This window comes from Prevotella lacticifex (genome assembly GCF_019973375.1).
Taxonomy (GTDB): Bacteria; Bacteroidota; Bacteroidia; order Bacteroidales; family Bacteroidaceae; genus Prevotella; species Prevotella lacticifex.
This window is the reverse complement of sequence record NZ_BPTV01000003.1, coordinates 316,075-337,289: the sequence shown is the minus strand read 5'-3', so window position 1 is coordinate 337,289 and position 21,215 is coordinate 316,075. Positions and strand designations below refer to the sequence as shown.

14 protein-coding genes, 1 tRNA gene and 1 pseudogene are annotated in these 21,215 nt (G+C 50.9%); 5 read left to right on the top strand and 11 right to left on the bottom strand.

The genetic code is table 11. The annotated features are described in order from the left end of the window. Positions 1 to 738 precede the first annotated feature (738 nt). Positions 739 to 4,032 carry a TonB-dependent receptor gene (locus tag LDN30_RS15175; RefSeq protein WP_223930111.1) on the top strand — a complete coding sequence of 1,098 codons (3,294 nt, stop codon included), beginning with the start codon at positions 739 to 741 and terminating at the stop codon, positions 4,030 to 4,032. Positions 4,033 to 4,130: 98 nt separating this feature from the next. After that, complete coding sequence (locus tag LDN30_RS15170; RefSeq protein ID WP_223927079.1) at positions 4,131 to 4,466, top strand: cupin domain-containing protein; 336 nt, start codon at positions 4,131 to 4,133, stop codon at positions 4,464 to 4,466. A 714-nt stretch (positions 4,467 to 5,180) separates the two neighbouring features. Here LDN30_RS15170 and cdd read toward each other — a convergent pair. From cdd to sppA, 7 genes are all read right to left on the bottom strand, one after another. Then, complete coding sequence (cdd, locus tag LDN30_RS15165; RefSeq protein WP_223927078.1) at positions 5,181 to 5,660, bottom strand: cytidine deaminase; 480 nt, start codon at positions 5,658 to 5,660, stop codon at positions 5,181 to 5,183. Between the two features lie 12 nt (positions 5,661 to 5,672). Beyond that, positions 5,673 to 7,166: a right-handed parallel beta-helix repeat-containing protein gene (locus tag LDN30_RS15160; RefSeq protein ID WP_223927077.1), complete on the bottom strand. Its 1,494-nt coding sequence runs from the start codon at positions 7,164 to 7,166 to the stop codon at positions 5,673 to 5,675. Positions 7,167 to 7,695: 529 nt separating this feature from the next. Beyond that, positions 7,696 to 7,768 (bottom strand) — tRNA-Phe (locus LDN30_RS15155). 492 nt (positions 7,769 to 8,260) lie between these two features. Next, entirely contained in the window at positions 8,261 to 9,370 is a 1,110-nt protein-coding gene (gene thiL / locus LDN30_RS15150; protein ID WP_223927076.1) for a thiamine-phosphate kinase, read from the bottom strand. A gap of 7 nt (positions 9,371 to 9,377) precedes the next feature. Then, positions 9,378 to 10,187 (bottom strand): purine-nucleoside phosphorylase, encoded by an 810-nt coding sequence (locus LDN30_RS15145; RefSeq protein WP_223927075.1) that lies wholly within the window; start codon positions 10,185 to 10,187, stop codon positions 9,378 to 9,380. After that, positions 10,072 to 11,244 carry a tetraacyldisaccharide 4'-kinase gene (lpxK, locus tag LDN30_RS15140; RefSeq protein ID WP_223927074.1) on the bottom strand — a complete coding sequence of 391 codons (1,173 nt, stop codon included), beginning with the start codon at positions 11,242 to 11,244 and terminating at the stop codon, positions 10,072 to 10,074. Before lpxK ends, LDN30_RS15145 begins: the two co-directional genes overlap by 116 nt. A gap of 40 nt (positions 11,245 to 11,284) precedes the next feature. Further along, positions 11,285 to 13,051 carry a signal peptide peptidase SppA gene (gene sppA, locus LDN30_RS15135; protein WP_223927073.1) on the bottom strand — a complete coding sequence of 589 codons (1,767 nt, stop codon included), beginning with the start codon at positions 13,049 to 13,051 and terminating at the stop codon, positions 11,285 to 11,287. Positions 13,052 to 13,281: 230 nt separating this feature from the next. Here sppA and LDN30_RS15130 point away from each other — a divergent pair, with 230 nt between their 5' ends. Further along, on the top strand, positions 13,282 to 14,655 hold the full coding sequence (locus LDN30_RS15130; protein ID WP_223928300.1) for a threonine/serine exporter family protein: 1,374 nt from the start codon (positions 13,282 to 13,284) through the stop codon (positions 14,653 to 14,655). Further along, on the top strand, positions 14,652 to 15,746 hold the full coding sequence (dinB, locus tag LDN30_RS15125) for a DNA polymerase IV (protein WP_223930109.1): 1,095 nt from the start codon (positions 14,652 to 14,654) through the stop codon (positions 15,744 to 15,746). Before LDN30_RS15130 ends, dinB begins: the two co-directional genes overlap by 4 nt. A gap of 149 nt (positions 15,747 to 15,895) precedes the next feature. Here dinB and LDN30_RS15120 read toward each other — a convergent pair whose 3' ends face one another. Continuing rightward, positions 15,896 to 17,800 carry an IS1634 family transposase gene (locus LDN30_RS15120; RefSeq protein WP_223925324.1) on the bottom strand — a complete coding sequence of 635 codons (1,905 nt, stop codon included), beginning with the start codon at positions 17,798 to 17,800 and terminating at the stop codon, positions 15,896 to 15,898. Positions 17,801 to 17,948: 148 nt separating this feature from the next. Here LDN30_RS15120 and LDN30_RS15115 point away from each other — a divergent pair, with 148 nt between their 5' ends. After that, entirely contained in the window at positions 17,949 to 18,575 is a 627-nt protein-coding gene (locus LDN30_RS15115) for a hypothetical protein (RefSeq protein ID WP_223930108.1), read from the top strand. 274 nt (positions 18,576 to 18,849) lie between these two features. Here LDN30_RS15115 and LDN30_RS15110 read toward each other — a convergent pair whose 3' ends face one another. The 3 genes and pseudogenes from LDN30_RS15110 to LDN30_RS15100 all read right to left on the bottom strand — a co-directional run bounded on the left by LDN30_RS15110 (position 18,850) and on the right by LDN30_RS15100 (position 21,195). After that, positions 18,850 to 19,101, bottom strand: a complete 252-nt coding sequence (locus LDN30_RS15110) for a hypothetical protein (protein ID WP_223930106.1) — start codon at positions 19,099 to 19,101, stop codon at positions 18,850 to 18,852. Between the two features lie 176 nt (positions 19,102 to 19,277). Then, positions 19,278 to 20,195 (bottom strand): annotated as a pseudogene (gene ribD, locus LDN30_RS15105) (bifunctional diaminohydroxyphosphoribosylaminopyrimidine deaminase/5-amino-6-(5-phosphoribosylamino)uracil reductase RibD). A 61-nt stretch (positions 20,196 to 20,256) separates the two neighbouring features. Further along, the gene (locus LDN30_RS15100; protein ID WP_223927069.1) at positions 20,257 to 21,195 is read right to left on the bottom strand and encodes a DMT family transporter; all 939 of its coding nucleotides are present in this window, start codon (positions 21,193 to 21,195) and stop codon (positions 20,257 to 20,259) included. Positions 21,196 to 21,215: the final 20 nt, after the last annotated feature.

Here is a 21,215-nt window from a genome sequence, read left to right as displayed (position 1 = left end):
TGCGAGTTTTGAGGGCAATTGGCAAAGAGACCGTAGTTGTTGTGGAATCAATTGATATGGTAAAGATATAGGGTCGTTTGAGGGGTGGCAAAGGTTATAGCTGTTGGGGAATCAATTGATACGTGGGGGCGTCGGGGTGTGGGGACGGTGAGTAAAGGAACACAAATATAGGGGAAATGATTGATAAGAAATCGCTTCGAGTGGTGGGTGTATTTGCTAATTGTACTGATAGGGGTGCTTTTGGGGGTAGAGTAGGGGGCAGCAGGGCATCGTTGCGACGGAAAATTGTGGGCAGGACTTGATATTTGTGTATTGAGAGGTATATGAGAGCCTGAATTTCCGGTGTGGGGCAGTGGTGAGGTTAAATTTTGGCATGTCGATTAACATTTTCTTAATTTTGTAATACATGATTTAAGAAATTTACTAAAGTTTCCCACTTGTTCAAAATGCCCATAAACAAGGGGTTTCTGAAAAGTTCAAATAGCAGGATGCCCATAAACAAAGTAGTTTAACAAGTGCTTAATAAATGTGAAAGGGCAAATGACCTTAAAAGGAGAAGTCCGATAATGCAATATTCTACTGCTCATAAAAAGTTTTTTGAAAAGTTAAAGATGCGCATACCCTTTGGGAAAGCCTTTTTATAAAGGGGTTCTCCAAGTGGGAAACTTTAGGAAATTTAGTTAATTTTGCATCGCAATTAGAATAACAGATTTACACAATTAATTATTTATCTGAGTTATGCAAAAGAAGCTATTTATTCTGGTGACATTGTTCGTCATGATCGCTTCATCAGTTTTCGCCCAGGTAACGACATCGGGAATCTCCGGTCTTGTTACGAGTGACGGCGAATCGGTCATTGGGGCCACGGTCACCGCCACCCACCAGCCTTCGGGTACTGTTTATCGTGCTGTCACGAACATTGACGGCCGTTTCACTATCCAGGGAATGCGTGTCGGTGGTCCTTACCAGGTTGAGATCAGCTACATCGGCAACAAGCCGAAAGTGTTCAACAATGTTGAGCTCCGCCTTGGTGAGACGGAGGATCTGTCGTGCACCCTTCAGGCCGACGCCCGCGAACTTCAGGAAGTTGTTGTCACGGGCAATGCCGGCATCAATGGAACGAAGACCGGTGCTGCGCAGAGTCTTAACGCACAGCAGATCAACGATATGCCGACAATCAGCCACAGCATTGCCGATGTTGCACGTCTTAATCCTCAGTTGACCACGACCAATTCTGGCGTGATGTCGTTTGCCGGAACCAACAACCGTTATAACCAGTTGCTTATCGACGGTGCCGCCAACAACGATGTCTTCGGACTCTCGAGCACCGGTTCCAATGGTGGTCAGGCGGGAACGCAGCCTGTATCGCTTGAGACCATTGAGCAGATTCAGGTTAATGTGGCTCCCTTCGATGTCCGCCAGAGCGGATTCACCGGTGGTTCGGTCAATGCCATCACTAAGAGCGGAACAAACCAGTTCCACGGCAGTGCCTATGGTTACGGTTACAACCAGAATCTTTTAGGCCATCACTATCAGCTTGCTGATGGTTCGGGCTATGCTCCTAAATATAATAAGGAGAAGGACTACAACTGGGGCCTGACCCTTGGCGGTCCAATCATCAAGGACAAGCTCTTCTTCTTTGCCAACTTGGAGAAGAACGACAAGTCTTATCCTAACCTCTACGCTTACGGCTCCTCCCAGTCGCAGGTCGATATGACCGTTGCCGACGATATTGTCAGCAAACTGAAGAATATCGCAGCAAAGCAGGGTGTCAACTATCCCGGTGCATTCTCAACAGAGGATATCTACACTAAGAGCACTAAGGCAGGTGTGAAACTCGACTGGAACATCAACGAGTCGAATAAATTCACTATCCGCTGGAGCCTTGTCGATGCCAAACAGTTGAACAATGGCGGTGGCATCCGTGCCCTCAACGACAACCTCTACAGCTATCCGTTCAAGAGTACTACAAACTCGTATATCGCTGAGCTTCAGAGCCGTATCTCTCCGTCGCTGAGCAATGAGGCCCGCGCCAGCTATGTGCGTGTCCGCGACAAGCGCGATGTCGGAGCTCCGTTCCCATCAATAACCATCTCCGGTGTTGGTGGCGGTACCATCAACTTAGGCAACGAGCGTTCGTCGATGGCCAACTCGCTCGATCAGGACATTTGGACTCTTGAGGACAACCTCACATGGTATAAGGGCAACCACACCCTTACGTTCGGTACTCACAACGAAATTTACGATTTTTCCAATCTCTTCATCCAGGACCTCTATGGAACTTATAACTTCCAGACTCCCGACGACTTCAACCGCTACTACGACGATTATATGGACGACGGCCAGCTCGACCCGACGAAGAGCTATATGAACTACTACCGCTACGGCCATGCAAATGTCGACGTCACCGGCGATCCGCGCTGGCAGGCAAGCTTTGGTGCAGCCCAGCTTGGTTTCTACGCCCAGGACAAGTGGGATGCTACCCGCAACTTCCAGCTCACCTATGGTCTGCGTGTCGACATTCCTATCTTCTTCGACAAGCCGGCAGCCAACGTCCCGTTTAATGAGTATGCCAAGAGTCGCGGGTGGAATGTCCGTACCGACCAGAAACTTTCGAGTGCTCCGCTGTGGAGTCCGCGTGTAGGCTTCCGCTGGGATATCAACGGCGACCGCCGCTATATCCTTCGTGGTGGAGCCGGAGTATTCACCGGCCGCATCCCGTTCGTATGGATTTCAAACAACTTCTCGAACACCGGAATTCAGATGTCGCAGTACTATCTGAACAAGCCTAAGGGCGCAACGCTCATCCTCGACCCCAACGGTCAGGAGGCTAACGTCGCTAACGCTAAATCGTCAGGCAGTCAGACAGTTAACGTCTACGACCACAACTTCAAGTTTGCCCAGAGCCTGCGTTTCAACCTCGGTTTCGACTTCAAGCTCCTTGGCATCGACTGGACTGCCGAGGGTATCTACTCCAAGACCCTCAACGACATTCTCTATAAGAACCTTGCCTACGACATGACCGGCAAGACCTTCGGCCAGACCTATTATCAGGGAACCGACATGGTTGATGACAACCGTCCGATGCTTGAAAAGACCACTTCCGGAACCCCATTCAGCAATATCTACGCTCTCTACAATACGAGCAAGGGTTACACTGTCAACCTGTCGTTGAAAGCCGAGAAGCACTTCAACTTCGGCCTCGACCTCATGGCCAGCTACACATGGACGAAGTCGAAGAGCGTGAACAACGGTGGCAGCTCGGTTGCCGAGAGCAACTGGCGCTATAACTATACCTGCCAGAATCCTAACGATCCTGAGCTCGGTAACTCAGCCTACAATATCCCTCACCGCATTCAGGCCAGTGCATACTATCATGTGCAGTACGGTGCCCGCAAGCAGTGGCAGACCACTGTCGGCGTCATCTATACTGCCAAGAGCGGATCGCCTTACACATTATATACCTACGGAGATATGAACGGCGACGGTGCCAGCGGCAACGACCTGCTTTACATCCCGACGAGCGACCAGCTGAACTCCATGCAGTTTGAGGAGACCTCGTTCAACAACAACGCCCTCACTCGTCGCCTCTTCGGTCCCGGCACCGATGCCTGGTCGGCCAACGGCAACGCTTATCCTAAGACCCTCACGGCAGCCATGCAGCGCCAGCTTATGGAGACCTGGATTGACGGCGATTCGTACCTGAGCAAGCATCGCGGCGAATTCTTCAAGCGCTATGCCGACAACCTTGCCTTCGAGCAGCACTTCGACTTCCATTTCGGTCAGAAATTCTCGTTCAAGGTGCTCGGCGATGTCAACTCCATCGAGCTCACCGTCGATATTATCAACGTCGGCAACCTGCTGAACAAAGACTGGGGCCACACCTACGGCGACGGTTTCGGAGTCTACTACAGCCCTGTTACATACCGCGGCAACGGTGTCTATCAGTTCACAGGCGGCTATGCCAACCGCGACTACAGCGACCTCTACAGCCGCTGGCGTGGTCAGATTGGTCTGAAGTACACTTTTTAATCCTTTCGTTACGACAAAGGATAAACACTAAACTCGCATTCCCATTCTCTCCCGCTGTGGAGGGAAGGGGAATGCCGTTTTTATAAAGACAAACTATTATGATTATAGATTTCGACAAGATTCCTGAGGTTCATCAGATGAACTTCAAGGGCGGTGAAGGGCCGTTGGATACGAGGAACTTTGCCGACGACAAGGTTAAGATTATGTATTCTACCCTCCGTCCCGGTGCCTCGAGCGGCATCCATAAGCATGAGGGCAACTGCGAGATAGTCTTCGTTATCAGCGGTGTGGCCACTTTCCACTATGACGGTATTACTGAGACCGTTAGGGTAGGGCAGTGCCACTATTGTCCTGAGGGCCACTCCCATTATATGGAGAACCTCACCGACCACGACCTCGTTTATCTGGCCATCGTGCCGGAGCATCACGAATAAGAGAAATTCTTGAGGAGGCAGGGCTGAGGCCCTGCCTTTTTTTTATGACTTCATCACTTTTCAATAAAAATGAATTTCTATTTTGATTATCAGCTCATTATGGTTTATCTATGATGATTTGGTGTAACGCATTGGCGTGTAGCCCCTCTTGAACGAAGAACGTTGAATAGACAATCATGAATTAAGACCAAAACCAATAAAAACCCTTCGTGTCAGCACCAAGGGCTTTCGCCCTTTGCCATTTGGGCTTTGAGCGCTTGTGAGAGGGTGGGCCTCTCACCGCCCTCAAAACCCAAATGGCAGATTCTCCTCCGTCGGATCTTGGCGCTGACACAAAGGAAAACCATCAAAACAGATTAACGCGACAGATATTCGGTCTTACGACCGAGCGGTCGGGCCATAAAGGCCGCCCCTGCAAGTGGATAGGTGCAGCACATGTAATACCTTTCGTCGCCCAACTTATTGCCTCCGTGACTTCTTTGCAGGAGCGGATAGGCAGGGTTGGGGCCCTCCGGCCGGTCGTTAGGCCCTGCTTTCTTTGATATGGAAATTATGACATATAGGTAGCTAATTGGACCATAGGATGTTATTGCTATTTATATGACGTTACATAGGATCATGGGACACATCATAGTGGCTATGGAAACCACAGAGCCATAGCCCCATAGCTACAAAAGCCATGGGCAGCTGAATGGACGAGGATGGGCCTGACCACTACTTCATTGAGTCGCCGATGAAGCAGAGCGGCAGGATATCCTTTACCGAGTTGATGACATACGTACCGGCGGTGCCATAGAGGAGGATGCGAATAGGGTGCTTGTAGCGGTCCTCGATTTCTGTCATCACCTGGCGGCAGGAGCCACAGGGCACGATAGGGTCGGGCATCAGTCCGTTCTGATTGCGTGCTGCGATGGCGATGGCCGTTATCGGCTGGTCGGGATGCTGGGCCTGGGCCGCGAATATGGCGGTGCGCTCTGCACAGAGCCCTGAAGGGAATGCTGCGTTCTCCTGGTTCGCACCAATAATTGTGGTGCCGTCGGCCAGCCTGACCGCAGCCCCCACAGCAAACTTGCTGTAGGGCGAGTATGAGTTTCGCGTGGCCTCTTTTGCCCTCTCTACGAGTTGCTGGTCGGCTTCCGACAGCTCATCGGTCTGACAGAAACCAATAGTAATGCTTAGGTCAATCTTTTTCATTTCGGGTAGTTTTTATCTTCTCCGCCTCGGCAGAGCAGCCGGTGTGGCGGACGAGTCGTGATGATATTCGTAGGCACCGATGTCCGGACGGGAGTCGCGTTGGCGTCCGTCGCGGTCGGTGGCGCTGTATCCGTTGGGCAACACTTCGGCCGAGTCAATGGCTGTCGACAGCGAGTCGAGATGGAAATCGTAGTATTGCTTGTCGGCATCGATGTCGCGGAAGTGCTTTGCGCCGGTTATGGCGGCAGTGTCCTCAACATTCTCGAATGTCACATGGCGGAACTGTTGCTCGTTGATAGTGTCCGGTTTGATGGTCCGCAGTATGCAGTGGCTGAACATATATGTCGCATCAGTGCTCTTGTTGAAATCGCCCATGACGACATCGTCGGCATAGCCGGTGACGAGCGTGTTGTAGACGTCGAACTGGTATAGAGGATAGTCCTTGTCGCCGTCATAGTTTGAGAACCTCAGTGCCACCCCCCTGTTGGCATCGAAGGGATAGAACTGTGCTATGGTGCAGTGGCGCAACATTGCCCCACCGCCGAAGAAAGCCGCACAGTCGCTCAACGTGTTGGTTATCTGGCAGTTCCATAGGTCGACGACACAGTTTGTCTCCTTCAGTCCATAGCCTTGGCAGTTGTGGATTGTGGTGTTGTAAGCTTGCAACTTCAGTCGCTCCACGCTCGACGAGTCGCACACCACACCGTTGTAAGCCGAGTGTATGTCGGTGTAATTCAGTCTGTTCTCATACGATGACGTGTGGAAATGGATGCCCTGCCACTGTCCCGGCACCCGGTCGTAGGGCAGGTAGTCGAACATCTTGTCGATGCGGTCGCCACGGAATATGACATTCTTTTCGGCCGTTCCGTCGGCAACGAGTCTTCCGTAGATGTCCATTCCGGCACGTTGTCCAAAGTATATTGTCGAGCCCCGTGCTACGGTTAGTGTGGCCCCGGAGTCGACGCGGAGCCCCTGCTGAATGATTAGAGGCTTGTCGACGGCTGAGATTGTTGTGTCGTGGCGTATCTCGAGCATTCCTATAATGTCGGCATCCCACGAATATCCCCTTAGGTTTACCTTCTGCTGAACACCGCTTTTGAGCGTGAAGACGATATTGTCCTCCAACAGCTGTGGAGTCTTGGCGTGGTTCTCCGGCGATGTCAGCTCGACGAAGACGCGTATTGAGTCCTTGTCGCGAATCTCTATCTCGTTGGTCTGATATCCCTGTGCGCTGCCGAGATAGATGCCGTCGACGTTGACGCGGTATCCCGTCTGGTTGCCATTCTCCAGTCGTACGCTTGAGCAGCGTATGCCGTCGCCCGAGTGGTTGTACACCCAGAAGGTGCGTGTGGCCGTTGGCACGCGTGAGAAGAGCGTGTCGAAGGTGACGGTGTCGGCCGAGAATGTCAGCGTGTTCGCCGTCGATGCCGAGAACGAGTCGTCGTCGGTACATGCACTCAGTGTTGCCAGTAGGGCAAGTAATATGATGGTAATGTATTTATTCATTTCTTTGATAACGGATTTTATTTACAATTATTATATGCCATGACTGAATAATCAATCGGCTGTGGCGACGAGCGCGGTTTCTGTCAATTCTCTACCCCAATCCGTCAGCTTCTTATGAGAACGGATTTGCTGGCATCCGATTAGTAAAAATAATTCATTTCAATTTTGCTCAGGCACTGGCGCTGCAACTTATTGACATTCAATGTGTTGGCAATACGGCCCTTTTCGCGTTGCGAAACGGGCTGTTTTAGACTGCGAAATGGACCGTTTTGCAGGCTGAAACGGACCGTTTTAGAGTGCCGAATGATATATATTGGAATACTGTCAAGATATTTCGCAATGGCAAATTGTTCCCTTCGATTGTTTCAGTAGGATGGAATTCATTTCTGCGATGGTTATGAGATGGGTGCCATCGTTGCGTTGTGGCCTCTTGCATTGGCAGAATCTCGATGCAGAACCTATGATGGGAGATGTAAGTACAAAAAAAAGAGCGGCCTCATAAGGAGAACCGCCCTAATGAAAGGAGGAGTGGTACCTCTTGGAGTTGAACCAAGGACACATGGATTTTCAGTCCATTGCTCTACCACCTGAGCTAAGGCACCATTTTGTTGTTATTGCTTCATTTCTGAATTGCGAGTGCAAAGGTACACAAAATATTTAGTTCCCGCAAATATATTCATAACTTTTTTCTTTAAAAATTTTCACTTTGTCGGTAATGCGCTGATATTCAAAGGTTTTCTTTTTGAGATTTTTTTGACTCAAAAATGGGTTGAATGGAGTGCTATAGCAATCATATATCGTTTCGGTGAATTCGATTTCCGTGTTTGTCCGTTCGTTATTCGATAGCTTGTTTCTACATATTAGGATGGATAATTGTTCTTGTCATGATATTCGTCTCTATTTCCTATTCCATTCCTTGCCATATTTGATGATAGAGGAGCGTTTTATATTTGTCGGCGTTTGGATTATTATGCACTTGTTGCGAACGGGATAGCCATACGAAAAAAGGGCAGGGATTGTGCCCCGCCCTTTGGATTATCGAATTTATCGGTGATTAGTCAGATTTTGCTGAGTTAGATATTAAATAGGTTGCATTATCCTTTCAGCGGGTTCCATCCTTGAGCCTGGAGCTCAAACTCGTTGTCGTCGCGTGTGACGAGATACATGCCGAGCGACTCCTTGGTTATGTAGCCAATCTGATGGATGCCCTCGAGGTCGGCCAGTCTTTCGTGGTCGCCTATTGGTACGGTGAAGAGCAGCTCGTAGTCCTCACCGCCGTTGAGGGCTGCCGTGGTGAGGTTCATGTTGAATTCCTCACATGTTGATGCCGTCTGATAGTCGATAGGAATTTCCTTCTCGTATATCCGGCATCCGCAGTGGCTCTGTGAGCAGATGTGGTGGAGCTCCGACGACAGTCCGTCTGAGATGTCCATCATTGCCGTCGGGTGTATGCCTCGTTGCCGCAGTGCCTCTATGACGTCGCCCCGGGCCTCCGGTTTCAGCTGTCGGTCGATGAGATACTCCTTTCCCGCGAAGTCGGGCTCGAAGTCCTCCACCTGCCGGCGCTGTGCCCTGAGCTTCTTCAGCTCTGTCTCGTCGCCGGCTTTCTGGGCCGCCTTTACCTTATTATTATATTCGTCTATCTGCTGATAGTAGACCGTCTTTTCGCGTTCGAGAATCTGAAGTCCCATATATGCCGATCCGAGATCGCCCGTGACACATATCAGGTCGGTCTCGTTGGCCCCATGACGGTACACGATGTCGTTTTTGTCGGCATAGCCGATGCACGTCACCGAGATAGCCAGTCCGGTGAGCGATGTTGTCGTGTCGCCGCCCACGATGTCGACATTCCACTTTGCGCAGGCTTTTTTCATTCCCCGGTATATGGCCTCGACGTCCTCGACGGTCATACGTTTGTCGATGGCTATCGAGACGATGATCTGCTGCGGGGTGCCGTTCATGGCGAAGATGTCGCTGATATTCACCATTGCGGCCTTATATCCGAGCTGCTCGAGGGGTGTATATACGAGGTCGAAGTGTATGCCCTCCATGAGCATGTCCGACGTGACGAGTACCTCCTTGTCGGGATAGTGCATCACGGCACAATCGTCGCCGACACCATATAGTGTGCTGGCATTCTTCGGCTGTATGTCCTTTGTGAGGCGGTCGATGAGGCCAAACTCACCTAAATCTTTTATATCCATTATTGTTTTAGCTCCTTGCAATCATTTCGCGGAAAATATCACACATCTTCGGCTGGGCAGCATTGGCTGCCTTCTGCACCTCCTCGTGGCTCACTTTTTCGGGTGTCTCGAAACCGCCGAGGTCGGTAATGACTGATATTCCGAATACTTTTATGCCGCAGTGACGCGCCACGATAACCTCCGGTACGGTGCTCATGCCCACGGCGTCGCCTCCGATGAGATGGTAGAAACGGTATTCTGATGGTGTCTCGAAGGTCGGTCCCTGCACACCCACGTACACTCCGTACTTCACCTCGATGCCCTTCTCCTTTGCAATTTCGCCGGCGAGGTCGATGAGTCTGTGGTCGTAAGCCTCGTGCATGTCGGGGAATCGCGGTCCCGTAGGGAAGTTCTTGCCGTGGAGCGGATGCTCGGGGAAGAGGTTGATGTGGTCGCGGATAATCATCAGATCGCCGATGTGGAATGCCGGATTCATGCCTCCCGAGGCGTTGCTGACGAAGAGTGTCTCGATGCCGAGCTCATACATCACGCGGATAGGGAACGTCACCTCCTTCATCGAGTAGCCCTCGTAGTAGTGGAAGCGGCCGTCCATGGCGAGGATGTCCTTGCCACCGAGTTTGCCGAATATGAGTTTTCCGGCATGACCCTCAACGGTCGACACCGGGAAGTTGGGGATATCCTTATATGCGAACTCAGCCGTCTCAGTGATTTCTGAAGCTAATTGTCCGAGTCCCGTTCCTAAGATTATTGCTGTTTTTGGTCTTGTGGTCATCCTTTCTTTTAACCAGGATGCTGTTTCTTGAATTTTTTCGTACATAGCTAATGATTTTATCGTTGAACATCTCTTCGTCGTCGAGCATGAATTTCACCTCGACGGGAAGTACGAAAAGTCGTTTTTTCACATTCTCGTCAATGCCTTCGGCCTGCAGCAGCCTTGCCGCGTCCTTCTCTGTTGTGATTACTATGCGGCTGTCGGCGGGCATGGCGTCGAAGGCTGCGTTGAGTTTCTCGATGTCGCGCCGCGTGAACGCGTGATGGTCGGGGAACGTCATCGGCGTCAGCGACTTCACGAACGGCTGTATGTCGTCGATGAGTTGCTTCGGACTTGCTATTCCCGTGAGCAGCAGCACGTCGGCCTGTTGTTTCGCCGGAATATCTGTCGTCGCGCCGTCGAAGAGCGGATAAGGCTGACCGTAGTGCAGCGAGGTGAAGTAGAGCGACTGATAGGCGTAGAGCTTCATGGCCTTCGTCAGCACGCGGTAGTCGATGGGGTTCAGCGAGTCGGGGCATTTCGTTATTATAACAATGTCGGCGCGTTTTTTGCTGTCAACGGGTTCGCGCAGCCGTCCCGACGGCAACAGCTCATCGTAGATAATCAGCCGGTGATAGTCGACGAGCAGAATGTTCAGTCCCGGCTTCACATACCTGTGCTGATAGGCATCGTCGAGGATTATGACATCGGTGTCCTTGGTGGCCTCATCGTTGATGATATGGTCGATGCCGCGGCACCGGTTGGCATCGACGGCAACCTCAATGTCGGGAAATTTCTGTTTCATCTGGAAGGGTTCGTCACCGATGTCGCGCATGGTGGAGTCGCCGTCGGCGAGGATGTAGCCGCGAGTCTTGCGTTTGTACCCCCGGCTTAGTACGGCCACCTTTGCCTCGCGCCGGAGCAGTCGGACGAGATACTCCACATGAGGTGTCTTTCCCGTTCCGCCGACGGTGATGTTGCCGACGGCAATGACGGGGGTCGTGAAACTCCGGCTCTTCAGGATATTGAGTTCGAAGAGTTGGTTTCTGATGCCTATGCAGAATCCGTAGATGCAGCTCAGGGGCCGCAGCCACCGGTTGATTTTTATGTAGTCGCCTTCCACTATATTATTATGGTTATGTCGTTATGCGTTTACTGTTTTTTTATTTTATCTCCAATTTGTATGGAATGCTTGCCTGGATAGCGTCCATCTTGTTTATCTTCCGGAGCAGCATCATGGGTTCGTAGAGCATGCCGAGCTCCGTTTGCATGCGCTCGTCGAGATAATTGCCGCCGCCCTGCGCCTTGTTCAAGAGGGCATCGATGAACGATTCGCCCTCGGGATAGTCGGTGGTGTGATAGTCCTTGACTTTGGCTAACTGTGCTGCTTTGGCCACGGCGTCGTTGAGACCGCCAATCTGGTCGACGAGTTTCAGTGCCATTGCGTCCTGGGCGGCATATACATGGCCCTGCGCAATCTTCTCCACCTGGTCCGTCGACAGATGTCGTCCGTCGGCAACGCGCTGGCGGAAGAGTCTGTAACCGCGGTTGATGTAAGTCTCGAGACACCGCATCTCATCAGCATTGAATGGTCTGACGGGTGTCCTGTCCAAGGTGAAGTCGCTGTGGGCGTTGGTGTTGGCAACGTCAAACTTTATTCCGAGCTTATCCTGGAGCAGTCCGCTCATGTCCGGGAACATGCCGAAGATGCCTATCGAGCCCGTGATGGTCATGGGCTGCGCCACTATCCAGCTGGCCGGTGCACTCATATAGTAGGCTCCGCTGGCCGCCATTCCGCCCATCGACACTACGACCGGCTTTTTCTTTTTCAGCTCGCTCACCTGATGCCATATCTGTTCCGATGCGTAAGCGGAGCCTCCACCGGAGTTTATCCTCAGCACTACTGCCTTCACGTCATCATCATCGGCGAGGTCCTCGAGGTCGCGGCACACCTTCTGGGCGTCGATGCACTGACCGTTGTCGATTGATGCGTCGCCGTCGACGATGGATCCACATGCATAGTAGACCGCTATTTCGTCGCCGCTGTCGTCGGTTTCGTCGGCATTGACGTCGCCGGGTGTCACCTGGCAGATGTCGTCGCTGCCGAGTTGTTTCTTCACTATGCCCTTCACCTGGTCGGTATACAGCAGGCCGTCGACCATCTTAGTCTTCACGTAGTCGGTGGGGTCGGCGAGCACTACCATGCTGTCGGCCAGTTGGTTAAGGCGCGCCGCTGGTATGTTGCGGCTCTTGCTCACCGCTGCTGTGATGTTCTTCCATATCGCACCGATGTAGGCTGTTGTCTGTGCGCGGTCGGCATCGCTCATCTTGTCGGCCGTGAACATCTCGGTGGCACTCTTGTATGTTCCCACCTTAGCTACCTGTATCTTCACTCCGAACTTCGCCAACAGGTCCTTAAAGTATAGTTTCTGTGCCGACAGTCCGTGCCAGTCGATCTGTCCCTGAGGGTTGAGATACAGCTTCGATGCCGTCGACGCAATGTAATAAGCGCCCTGGGTGTAGGAGTCGCCGTAGGCAATTATCCACTTCCCGCTTTTGCGGAAATCGGCTAACGCGTCGTGAACAGCCTCCATACTCGCATACGAATCGGCGGCGAAGAGCCCGGCCTCTATATATATTCCTTTTATCCTGCTGTCTGTTTTGGCTTTCTTTACGGCCTGGACGATGTCGCTTACGCTCGGCGTCGGTGCCTTGTCCATAAGCGCGTCGAGGGGATTTGCAGCATCGTTGTGCTCGTTCATCACTCCCGACAGCTTGATGACGAGGACCGAGTTGTCATTAATCGACGCGGTATCGTTGTCCGACAGGGCCAGCCCCATAAGGCCAATAAAGAAGAAAACTCCCGCCAGAGAGCCGGCGATAATTACTCCTAAGACTGTTGCTGCGACATTTTTGAGGAATTGTTTCATGACTATAATTCTATTTTGTTGACTTGTCAGTTTTCGGTTTCTTCCACAATATTTGGCAAAGATACTAATTTTTTTTCTACTGCCACACTTAAATCGCGGATTTTTATTACCTTTGCACTTGATTTCCAAGTCTTATGTTTTTTATGGATAACTGCAACCAACCCCACGACACTGTTTCATGTGATTGTCAATCGCATCATGAGGAGTCGGTCAACAAGCTCCGCCGTCGGATGAACCTCCTTCTGCGCACCGGACAGATACTTGTCGACAGCTCCGCCGACACGAGCCGCATCATGCGCAATATGCAGCGTGCGGCAGCTTTCCTCGGCTTTTCAAAGTCGTATGTCCAGATTTATGTCGACTACTACATGGTCACGGTGAGTTTCTCCGACCGCGACCACTCCTTCGTCCAGATGCGCCGCTGCTATAAGCACGGCATCGACATGGCGGCCATTCAGGACATCAGTAAGCTGACATGGCGTGCCCTGAAACGCGACTATAGTCTTGACGACTACGAGTGTGCCCTCAACTGGGTGACTCACCGCAAGCGCACTTACAACGACTGGACCGTAGCCGCCTGTGCCGGTTTTGCCTGCGGCGGATTCTGCATCCAGTTCGGTTGCGACTGGACAGCATTCTTTTATGCGTCCATAGCCGCTATCCTTGGCAACCGGCTGCGTATGTGGCTAAACGGCAGAGGATCAAACACTTATTTCGATATTGCCGTGGCGGCATTCGTGTCAACAATCATTGCATGGCTGTCGACATTCATAAGCGTTCCCGGCAATGCCGTCCACGACTTTGTGTCCTCAACGCCGTGGCTGTCGTTCCTACAGTCGTCGACGCCGTGGCATCCGCTTATGGCCTGTGCGCTGTTCATCGTTCCCGGTGTGCCGCTTATCAACTTCGTCAGCGACATGCTTGACAACCACATCGAGACAGGGCTTGTAAGGGCCACCAACACCCTGCTGATGATTGTGGCTATGTCCTTCGGCATCGCTGTGGCCATAAAGTTCTGCGGCATCGACAACTTTGTCCACGACCTTAGTATGACCCCTCATCACACGTTTGTCGAGTATGCCATCGCCGCCGCCATCTCGGCTATGGGCTTCGCCACAATCTTCAACACTCCGCTGCGTCTTATGCCGTGGATAGCATGTGGCGGAATCATCGCCGTTTGTTTCCGTAACTTTGTCAATCTCGGACCCTCGTCGGGCAATATCGGCCTCGATTACGGCCCTATCATTGGAACCCTCTGCGGCTCGGCTCTCATCTCTATAATAAATATAAAGGTATGCCGAATGATTGACACTCCCCACCAGTGTATCAGTATTCCGGCCGTCATCCCGATGGTGCCGGGAGTGCTCATGTACCGCGCCCTGTACGGATTCATCGATATGCAGGGAGTTGTAGGTGAGGTGACCTTCGCAACGAGTAATGCCATCAAGGGTAGCCTTATTCTCATTATGATTGCCATAGGTGTCGATATTCCCAATGTCTTTGCCCGAAAGTGGGTGACTCGTTATCGTGAGAAGCGCCTCCACAGAATGGTCGCCGACCGCGAGCGCGACGGAAAGTTCGTCGACATCGACCATGTAGTTTGAGGAAGATAATCCATATCGATATGGACGCGTTCTTCGCCTCGGTGGAGCAACGCGACAATCCCGACCTGCGCGGTAAGCCGATAGCCGTGGGCTTCGACGGTCCGCGTGGCGTGGTGTCGACGGCAAGCTATGAGGCGAGGCCCTTTGGTGTCCACAGCGCAATGTCGATAGCCCAGGCCAAGCGGCGGTGCCATGACCTTATCGTTGTGCCGCCCCATTTCGACAAGTACAAGGCCGTAAGCCGGCAGGTTGATGCCATCTTCCATGAGTATACCGATCTCGTTGAGCCCATATCCATTGATGAGGCCTTTCTCGATGTCACCGTCAACAAGCCCGGCATCGAGTTAGCTGTCGACATCGCCAAGGAGATAAAGCAGAAGATCAGAGAGAGAACAGGGCTGACGGCGTCGGCGGGTGTGTCGTACAATAAGTTCCTTGCCAAGATTGCCTCCGACTATCGCAAACCCGACGGCATCTGCACTGTCCATCCAGACCGTGCCCTCGAATTCATATCCCGTCTGCCGGTGGAGGATTTCTGGGGTGTGGGTCCGAAGACTGCCGAGCGCATGCACATGATGGGAATCTTCAACGGCGAACAGCTCCGCAGCGTCTCGGAGCATCATCTCCGGGAGGTTTTCGGTAAGGCCGGTAGCATATATTATAATTTCGCGCGGGGCATCGACGACAGAGCCGTTATCACTGAGCGCGAGAGGAAGAGCGTGGGCTGTGAGCAGACATTCCTTGAGGATATCCGCCAGCGCTCGAAGATTGTCATCGAGCTCTATCATACCGTCCTCGAGCTTGTCGGCCGCCTGAAGCGGAGCGGTTTCGAGGGGCGCACACTAACGCTGAAGGTTAAATTTCACGATTTCACACAGGTGACGCGCTCCATGACCGTCAACGGCATCCTCCGTACCAAGGACGACATTCTTCCGCTTGCCAAGCGGCTCCTGCGGGGCATCGACTACGAGCACCATCCCGTCCGTCTTCTCGGCCTCTCAGTGTCGCGCTCTACCCTTGACGTCGAGATTGCCGACCGACAGCCGCGGTGGGTCGAGGGCGAACTGTTCAGCGACGACGATTTCGCATGACGGGGCTGGCAAGGGGTATTAATCAATCCTATGCAAAGGTACTGCAAAACAAAAGCGACATAGTAATCGCGTCAAAAAGTTTAACCCAACTTTGACATCGTATTTTGCTTAGTTGTTCTGTATCAGCAATTTAGTGTTTTTAAAAAGTCCTACTGTGTTCTACAGATTTTTATTTTTTTAAATGGCACTTTACTGATTTTCAACAACTCGTAGATTTCAGCTGCACTATCTGTAGGCACACTGCACAGTCTGGTCTCGACAGCCTCTCCAAGCGCATTTACTGCTGTGGTAGTAACTGCTTTTTGAGTCTTCATGATCCGCATGATCTCCGACCAGTACGGTGTCGAACGCTCCCGCCCATGCTCATCCTTGCCTTGCTTTCGCCGGGCAACCTTCATCTGATGGCGCACGGTGTTTACTATCCAGTAAGCCAGCAGCCCTAAGAAAAGGTGTGCGTCTGCCCTATTGTCAGTCTGGTGGTATATGGGCCTGAGGCTGAGGTCGGTTTTGAGCTGCCGGTTGGAGCATTCTATTTCACGTATAAGATTATAGTAGTTCCAGGTCGTTTCCTCATCTAATTTCTTCACATTGGTTCTGAGGAAGTATGTTCCGTATTCCACCTTGTCCGGGATGTTGACCTCCCATGTCATAGAAGCGACTTTGTCGTGTCCGTCATCCTCAACTTTTATATTGTAATATCGGCTTATAGAGGGATATTTTCCTTGCAGGGCACCGATCCTGTTTTGTACCTTGCCGTAGTTTTTTATCCCGTGTTTTGATTGGGTACTCTTTCTGATTTTTTTCAACCCTTCCTCAAAACGCTCACGGAATTTGCGGTTCATGGATTCTTCCTTCAACGCTTTTGCAGGAGAGTCTATTTTGAGGTAACAGTCGTCATTCTTGGCCGTTGTTACGCGTTGAAGCGTTATCTCGCGCTTCAAGCAATCGCAAACTGTGACTTTGGGAGCATTCTCGGGGGTGGTGTATTCGGTAAGAGCTTTGCGGGATACACAAAGATAGTTGTATCCTTTGTCCCTTATAGTCTTGAGGTTATCTTCAGTTGAGATACCTGCGTCAATGACTACAAGCACTCCCTCGTTATCGGGACATTTGGCCGGATTCTCAGCAATAAGCTCGTCCACCATGTTGGGAAGTGACTTTGGATCGGCGGTATTGCCTTCCAGTACCGCACTGTAACGTATGAAGCCGTCAGTATTGATGCATAGCGCGAGGACAAGCAGCTTGCAGTCGCTGCGTTTCTCCTTTGAACGGCCAAAGGCAGCCTTCTTGCTGCCGGTCTTGCGTCCCTCAAAATAAAAGTTGGTGAGATCGAAGAGCATAATGCGGTTGGTCGGTTTGAAGAGGTCGTCGGTCTTGTGGCAAAGATACTTCTCAAGCTTATCCTTTATGGAATAAAGGTCATCGGCAACTCGATATATCCTCCTTGGAGTTATTTTGGCCATAGGAAGGTCAAGGAGTTCGCACACTGCAGAGTTCTCTTTTATAATGGATATTGACTTTAATTCGGACGGAGTATAGGCCGCCCTCGTAATAAGATGGGCCAAAGTGACCTTCACCTTGTCCTCAGACCATCCCAAAGAACGGAGAAATGTATCCAGACCAAGTTTACGAATCGTTTGCAGGCATAGCCATTCGCAGCCGACTTCCCTTGCGTCTGTATGCCTCATAGTGTCAACATCTATCCGTTTCCTGGCCTTGGACTTGCTTCTCTCGTAGGCGTTGCCCACAATATCAAGTTTTTCCTCCTCGACAAGTCTGGCCCAGTACGCATGCACTCTGTCACGAACCACTTCCGAGTAACCTTGCAGTTTCTCATCCCAAAGTTGGACATCCTTCTGGTGATTGTACAGATACGTCAGTCCACGCGCAACATCTCTTATCTGCTCTGGGGATAGGTCATGTATAAACCCGACATTGAGCAATATCAAAGTACATACCCTACCGCTGGCATCGCGATAGGACTCCTTCAGACGGTAATACTTCTCGTCTTTACACGTCTGTGGGTTGTAACGTATTTGGGACGTAAAATTCATGCCGCAAAGATAAGCAATCCCTACGACATTGCTGTGTTCTACATTGCGATTTTGAGCAGTTTGACCACGCAAACCCCTATAAACACTGGAAAAAATTCTGAAAAAAAACATTAGAGCGTCAAACTTGGGTTAAGATAAGTAATTAATTATGAAACGAAAAGCAGAGGTCTATACCTATTTAATTTTGGTATTGGTAGGTTCGTTCTTTATGTCATCATGCTCCAGCGATGATGAACCTGAGGAACCCATTTATCATCGGAGCTATGTGAAAGGCAAGCTAAACAGCACTTCTATATATCAGAATTCTGTGAATGCTGAGATATTGTCAGACATATCTAACTATGATTTCAAGAGTAATAATCAAACGGATATTCCAGTCGAGCTTGATTGGGAGGCATGTTTGATTAATTCAAAAGATACGACAGTTACACTCTTCTTGCATATTGACGACCTCTTCCGAACGAATGGCGTAATATATTCGCCAAATGAGAAAGATGTGATAAAAACAAAAAACACTTGTTATATCACGGTAACTGACAAAAATAAGAAGACAACTCGAATCTATCATCCTACACACCCATTTCCCATCTCGGCTATGTGGCAATCATTCATGGTCTACGATGATGGAAAGTCGGAAAGGTTGAAAAATCTTACCATTAACTATCTCGGAAGAAGATGGCCTGGAATAAGCGGAGAGTTGCAGGGCTATCTTACTAATGACGATACATCTACCCCGGATGTGATAAAAGTAGATTTGTCTTTTATATTATACTAAAAGCATATCTTGTAGGCTGAAAAGAGGTCTTCGTGTCGGCCTGGATGATACAAGGTCAATAAGAAGACCTGTTTTTATTGTAAGCAAATTGCATTTCAACAGGAAGTGTTTCTGAATGTGGTTTCAGTAATAGTCTTCGTCAGAAATACTTTATTATGTTGGAATGTAAAAGTTCAGAGCAAAAAACTTCTCTATAACCTATAATGTTTATAAGTCCATTCTCATAAAATAACTACGTTGACCCGTGATGTGGCATCAGAACTAAAAATCTACATTAACTCTTTCTTTTATCATCCCATTCATCCTCATCCTTGTCACGTCCCCAGCCGGTGTTGTTGACGGTGCTGCCGCTGAAGGGCTCAGCGTAGGCGGTAGCGTCACGTACATAGTTGAGAGCAAGAAGGAAGGCACAGTTAAGGACAGCAGCGGCGTTGGTGGTGAGCATGGTAAAGCCAGACTCATCGAGGATGTCACGCTGGCGGTCCGTCAACGTGGTATGAAGAGGCTCTAACGTGGATGCTAACATTTTGAGAAATTAGTATATTTCAGTCAAAAAACATTTCGAGAAACATGTAAGATTCTGCTAAAAACATTTTGAGAAATAATTCTTTTTTTATCATTTTGCCCTCATAATCACCAAACTTTTTGAGGAGGCAACAATATGAGCAATAACAAAAGAACTTATTTCAAGCGCAAGATATATCAGAAAATGCTTGAGTGGAAGCATGGCGGATGAGCTGGCGATGCAACGGCGCCACCACTGCTCGTCATCCTCATCCTTGTCACGTCCCACAGCTCTGCCGCGATGAAACTTTGCAGCGTGTGTGCGCCACCCTCAACGAGCAAGCTCTGTTTGCCCTCTTCGTTCAGATGGCTCACCACCTCATTGTGCTGTGAGCCAGCCAGAAACCTTCGGGAGCCTGGGTAGCGTGAGCCGAAATCAGAATGCGTTCGGGGTCGGGACCGTACCATGCCCTTACGTTCAGTTGCGGGTGATCGGCTTTCCATGTGCCCGCGCCCACCAGGATGGTGCCTACATCGGCACGCAGTTTGTGCACGAGTCGCCGGGTAGTGGGGGTTGAGATGCTGATGGGCTGTGGACGGCTTTGTTGCAGCAGTCCCATGCAGCCGTTGGCAGTTTGTGCCCATTTTAAAATAATGTAAGGGCGCTTCAAGGTGTTCACAGTGATGAATGCTTTATTGAGTTCCAGACACTCTTTTTCGAGCACGCCCACCGTAACCTCGATGCCAGCGTTGCGCAGTGTCTGCACGCCGCGTCCCTTTACTTTGGCAAAGGGGTCGATGCAGCCGCACACCACACGCTTCATGCCCTTGATCACAATCAGGTTGGCGCAGGGCGGTGTTTTGCCCCAGTGGGCACACGGCTCAAGCGATACGTACATGGTGCACTGTGGCAGCAAAGCCTCGTCGGCCGGCTTTACGCTGGCAAAGCATTCACCTCAGCATGGCCCTCACCACATTTGGCGTGGTAGCCTCCGCCAATAATCCTCCCGTCGGGTGCCACTATTACGGCGCCAACCATGGGATTGGGCTTGGCACGCAACCGGCCGTTCACCGCCAGTTGCAAGCAAGCCTCATATAGAATTTATCTGTTTGCATAAGCTACTTCGTTTTTGTAGGTGCAAAGATATCAAATAAATGGGTGGAAGCACCGTAACAATCACTTTTTTCTTGCCTTTACCTTTGCCTTCGGGCTCGTTTCTGCTTTCCCCGAGGTAAGGATAAGCAGTATTACGGCCGCTATAACCAGCAGGAAACCCACCCCGACATTGATGGTGAGTGGTTCGCCGAACACAAGTATGCCTACGCTCATGGCGGTAAGAGGCTCAAACGCGCCAAGCACCGACACCATGGTAGCGCTTATCTTCTTTAATGCCATGATTACACAAATATTGCTCATCGTGGTGGGCAGCAGTCCCAACAGCAGCAGGCATACCAGCGTCTTGACCGACGGAATGGCGGGCAGGGCACCTTCGGTGAAGCTCACGTAAGCCACGAGCATGAGCAGGGCGAAAAAGAACACGTAGAACGTGGTTTTGATGGATGGCATCTTGCTGATACGCATGCGGGGGAACACCACCATATACACAGCATAGCTCAGGCCCGCCAGCATTTCCCAGATAATGCCTATCACTGACGAGATGCCGTGCGAGTGGCTTGCACTGTCGGCTCCCGACAGAAAGTAAACGCCCACCACAGCCATCACCACTGCCGTGATGGAAAATAGGCGAAGGGGCACACGGAAGAAGCTCCACTCAATCAGTACCGTCCACACGGGATAAGAGAACAGCAGGGTGGTGGCCACGCCGCTCGGCATGTAGGCATAGCCTTTGAACAGCGAGATAGCCGAGATGTCGTAGAGCACCGACAGAAAGGCTATGCGCAGTGCATCGCCGAAGTTGAGGTGCAGCGACTGGTGCTGCCATGCCAGAATGCCGAGCATGAACAGGCAGGCAAACACAAACCGGTAAACCAGTGTGGACGGGATGCTGAGGCCCGCCTGCAGTACGGGCAGGGTGAACAAGGGTATTAAACCAAAAGAGGCTGACGATAACGCAGCCTCAAAAATTCCTTTATGTGTATCGTTAAGTTGCTTCATTCACATTAAATGCTTTGTTT

Excerpts from the sequence above, each read along its gene's own strand:
- cdd (WP_223927078.1), bottom strand. The coding sequence starts at position 5,660 with ATGAAAAAGATTGACCTAAGCATTACTATTGGTTTCTGTCAGACCGAT.
- LDN30_RS15120 (WP_223925324.1), bottom strand. The coding sequence starts at position 17,800 with ATGAATTTTACGTCCCAAATACGTTACAACCCACAGACGTGTAAAGAC.
- LDN30_RS15100 (WP_223927069.1), bottom strand. The coding sequence starts at position 21,195 with ATGAAGCAACTTAACGATACACATAAAGGAATTTTTGAGGCTGCGTTA.
- LDN30_RS15110 (WP_223930106.1), bottom strand. The coding sequence starts at position 19,101 with ATGTTAGCATCCACGTTAGAGCCTCTTCATACCACGTTGACGGACCGC.
- LDN30_RS15170 (WP_223927079.1), top strand. The coding sequence starts at position 4,131 with ATGATTATAGATTTCGACAAGATTCCTGAGGTTCATCAGATGAACTTC.
- LDN30_RS15175 (WP_223930111.1), top strand. The coding sequence starts at position 739 with ATGCAAAAGAAGCTATTTATTCTGGTGACATTGTTCGTCATGATCGCT.
- LDN30_RS15130 (WP_223928300.1), top strand. The coding sequence starts at position 13,282 with ATGAACCTCCTTCTGCGCACCGGACAGATACTTGTCGACAGCTCCGCC.
- sppA (WP_223927073.1), bottom strand. The coding sequence starts at position 13,051 with ATGAAACAATTCCTCAAAAATGTCGCAGCAACAGTCTTAGGAGTAATT.
- LDN30_RS15160 (WP_223927077.1), bottom strand. The coding sequence starts at position 7,166 with ATGAATAAATACATTACCATCATATTACTTGCCCTACTGGCAACACTG.
- LDN30_RS15145 (WP_223927075.1), bottom strand. The coding sequence starts at position 10,187 with ATGTACGAAAAAATTCAAGAAACAGCATCCTGGTTAAAAGAAAGGATG.
- LDN30_RS15115 (WP_223930108.1), top strand. The coding sequence starts at position 17,949 with ATGAAACGAAAAGCAGAGGTCTATACCTATTTAATTTTGGTATTGGTA.
- thiL (WP_223927076.1), bottom strand. The coding sequence starts at position 9,370 with ATGGATATAAAAGATTTAGGTGAGTTTGGCCTCATCGACCGCCTCACA.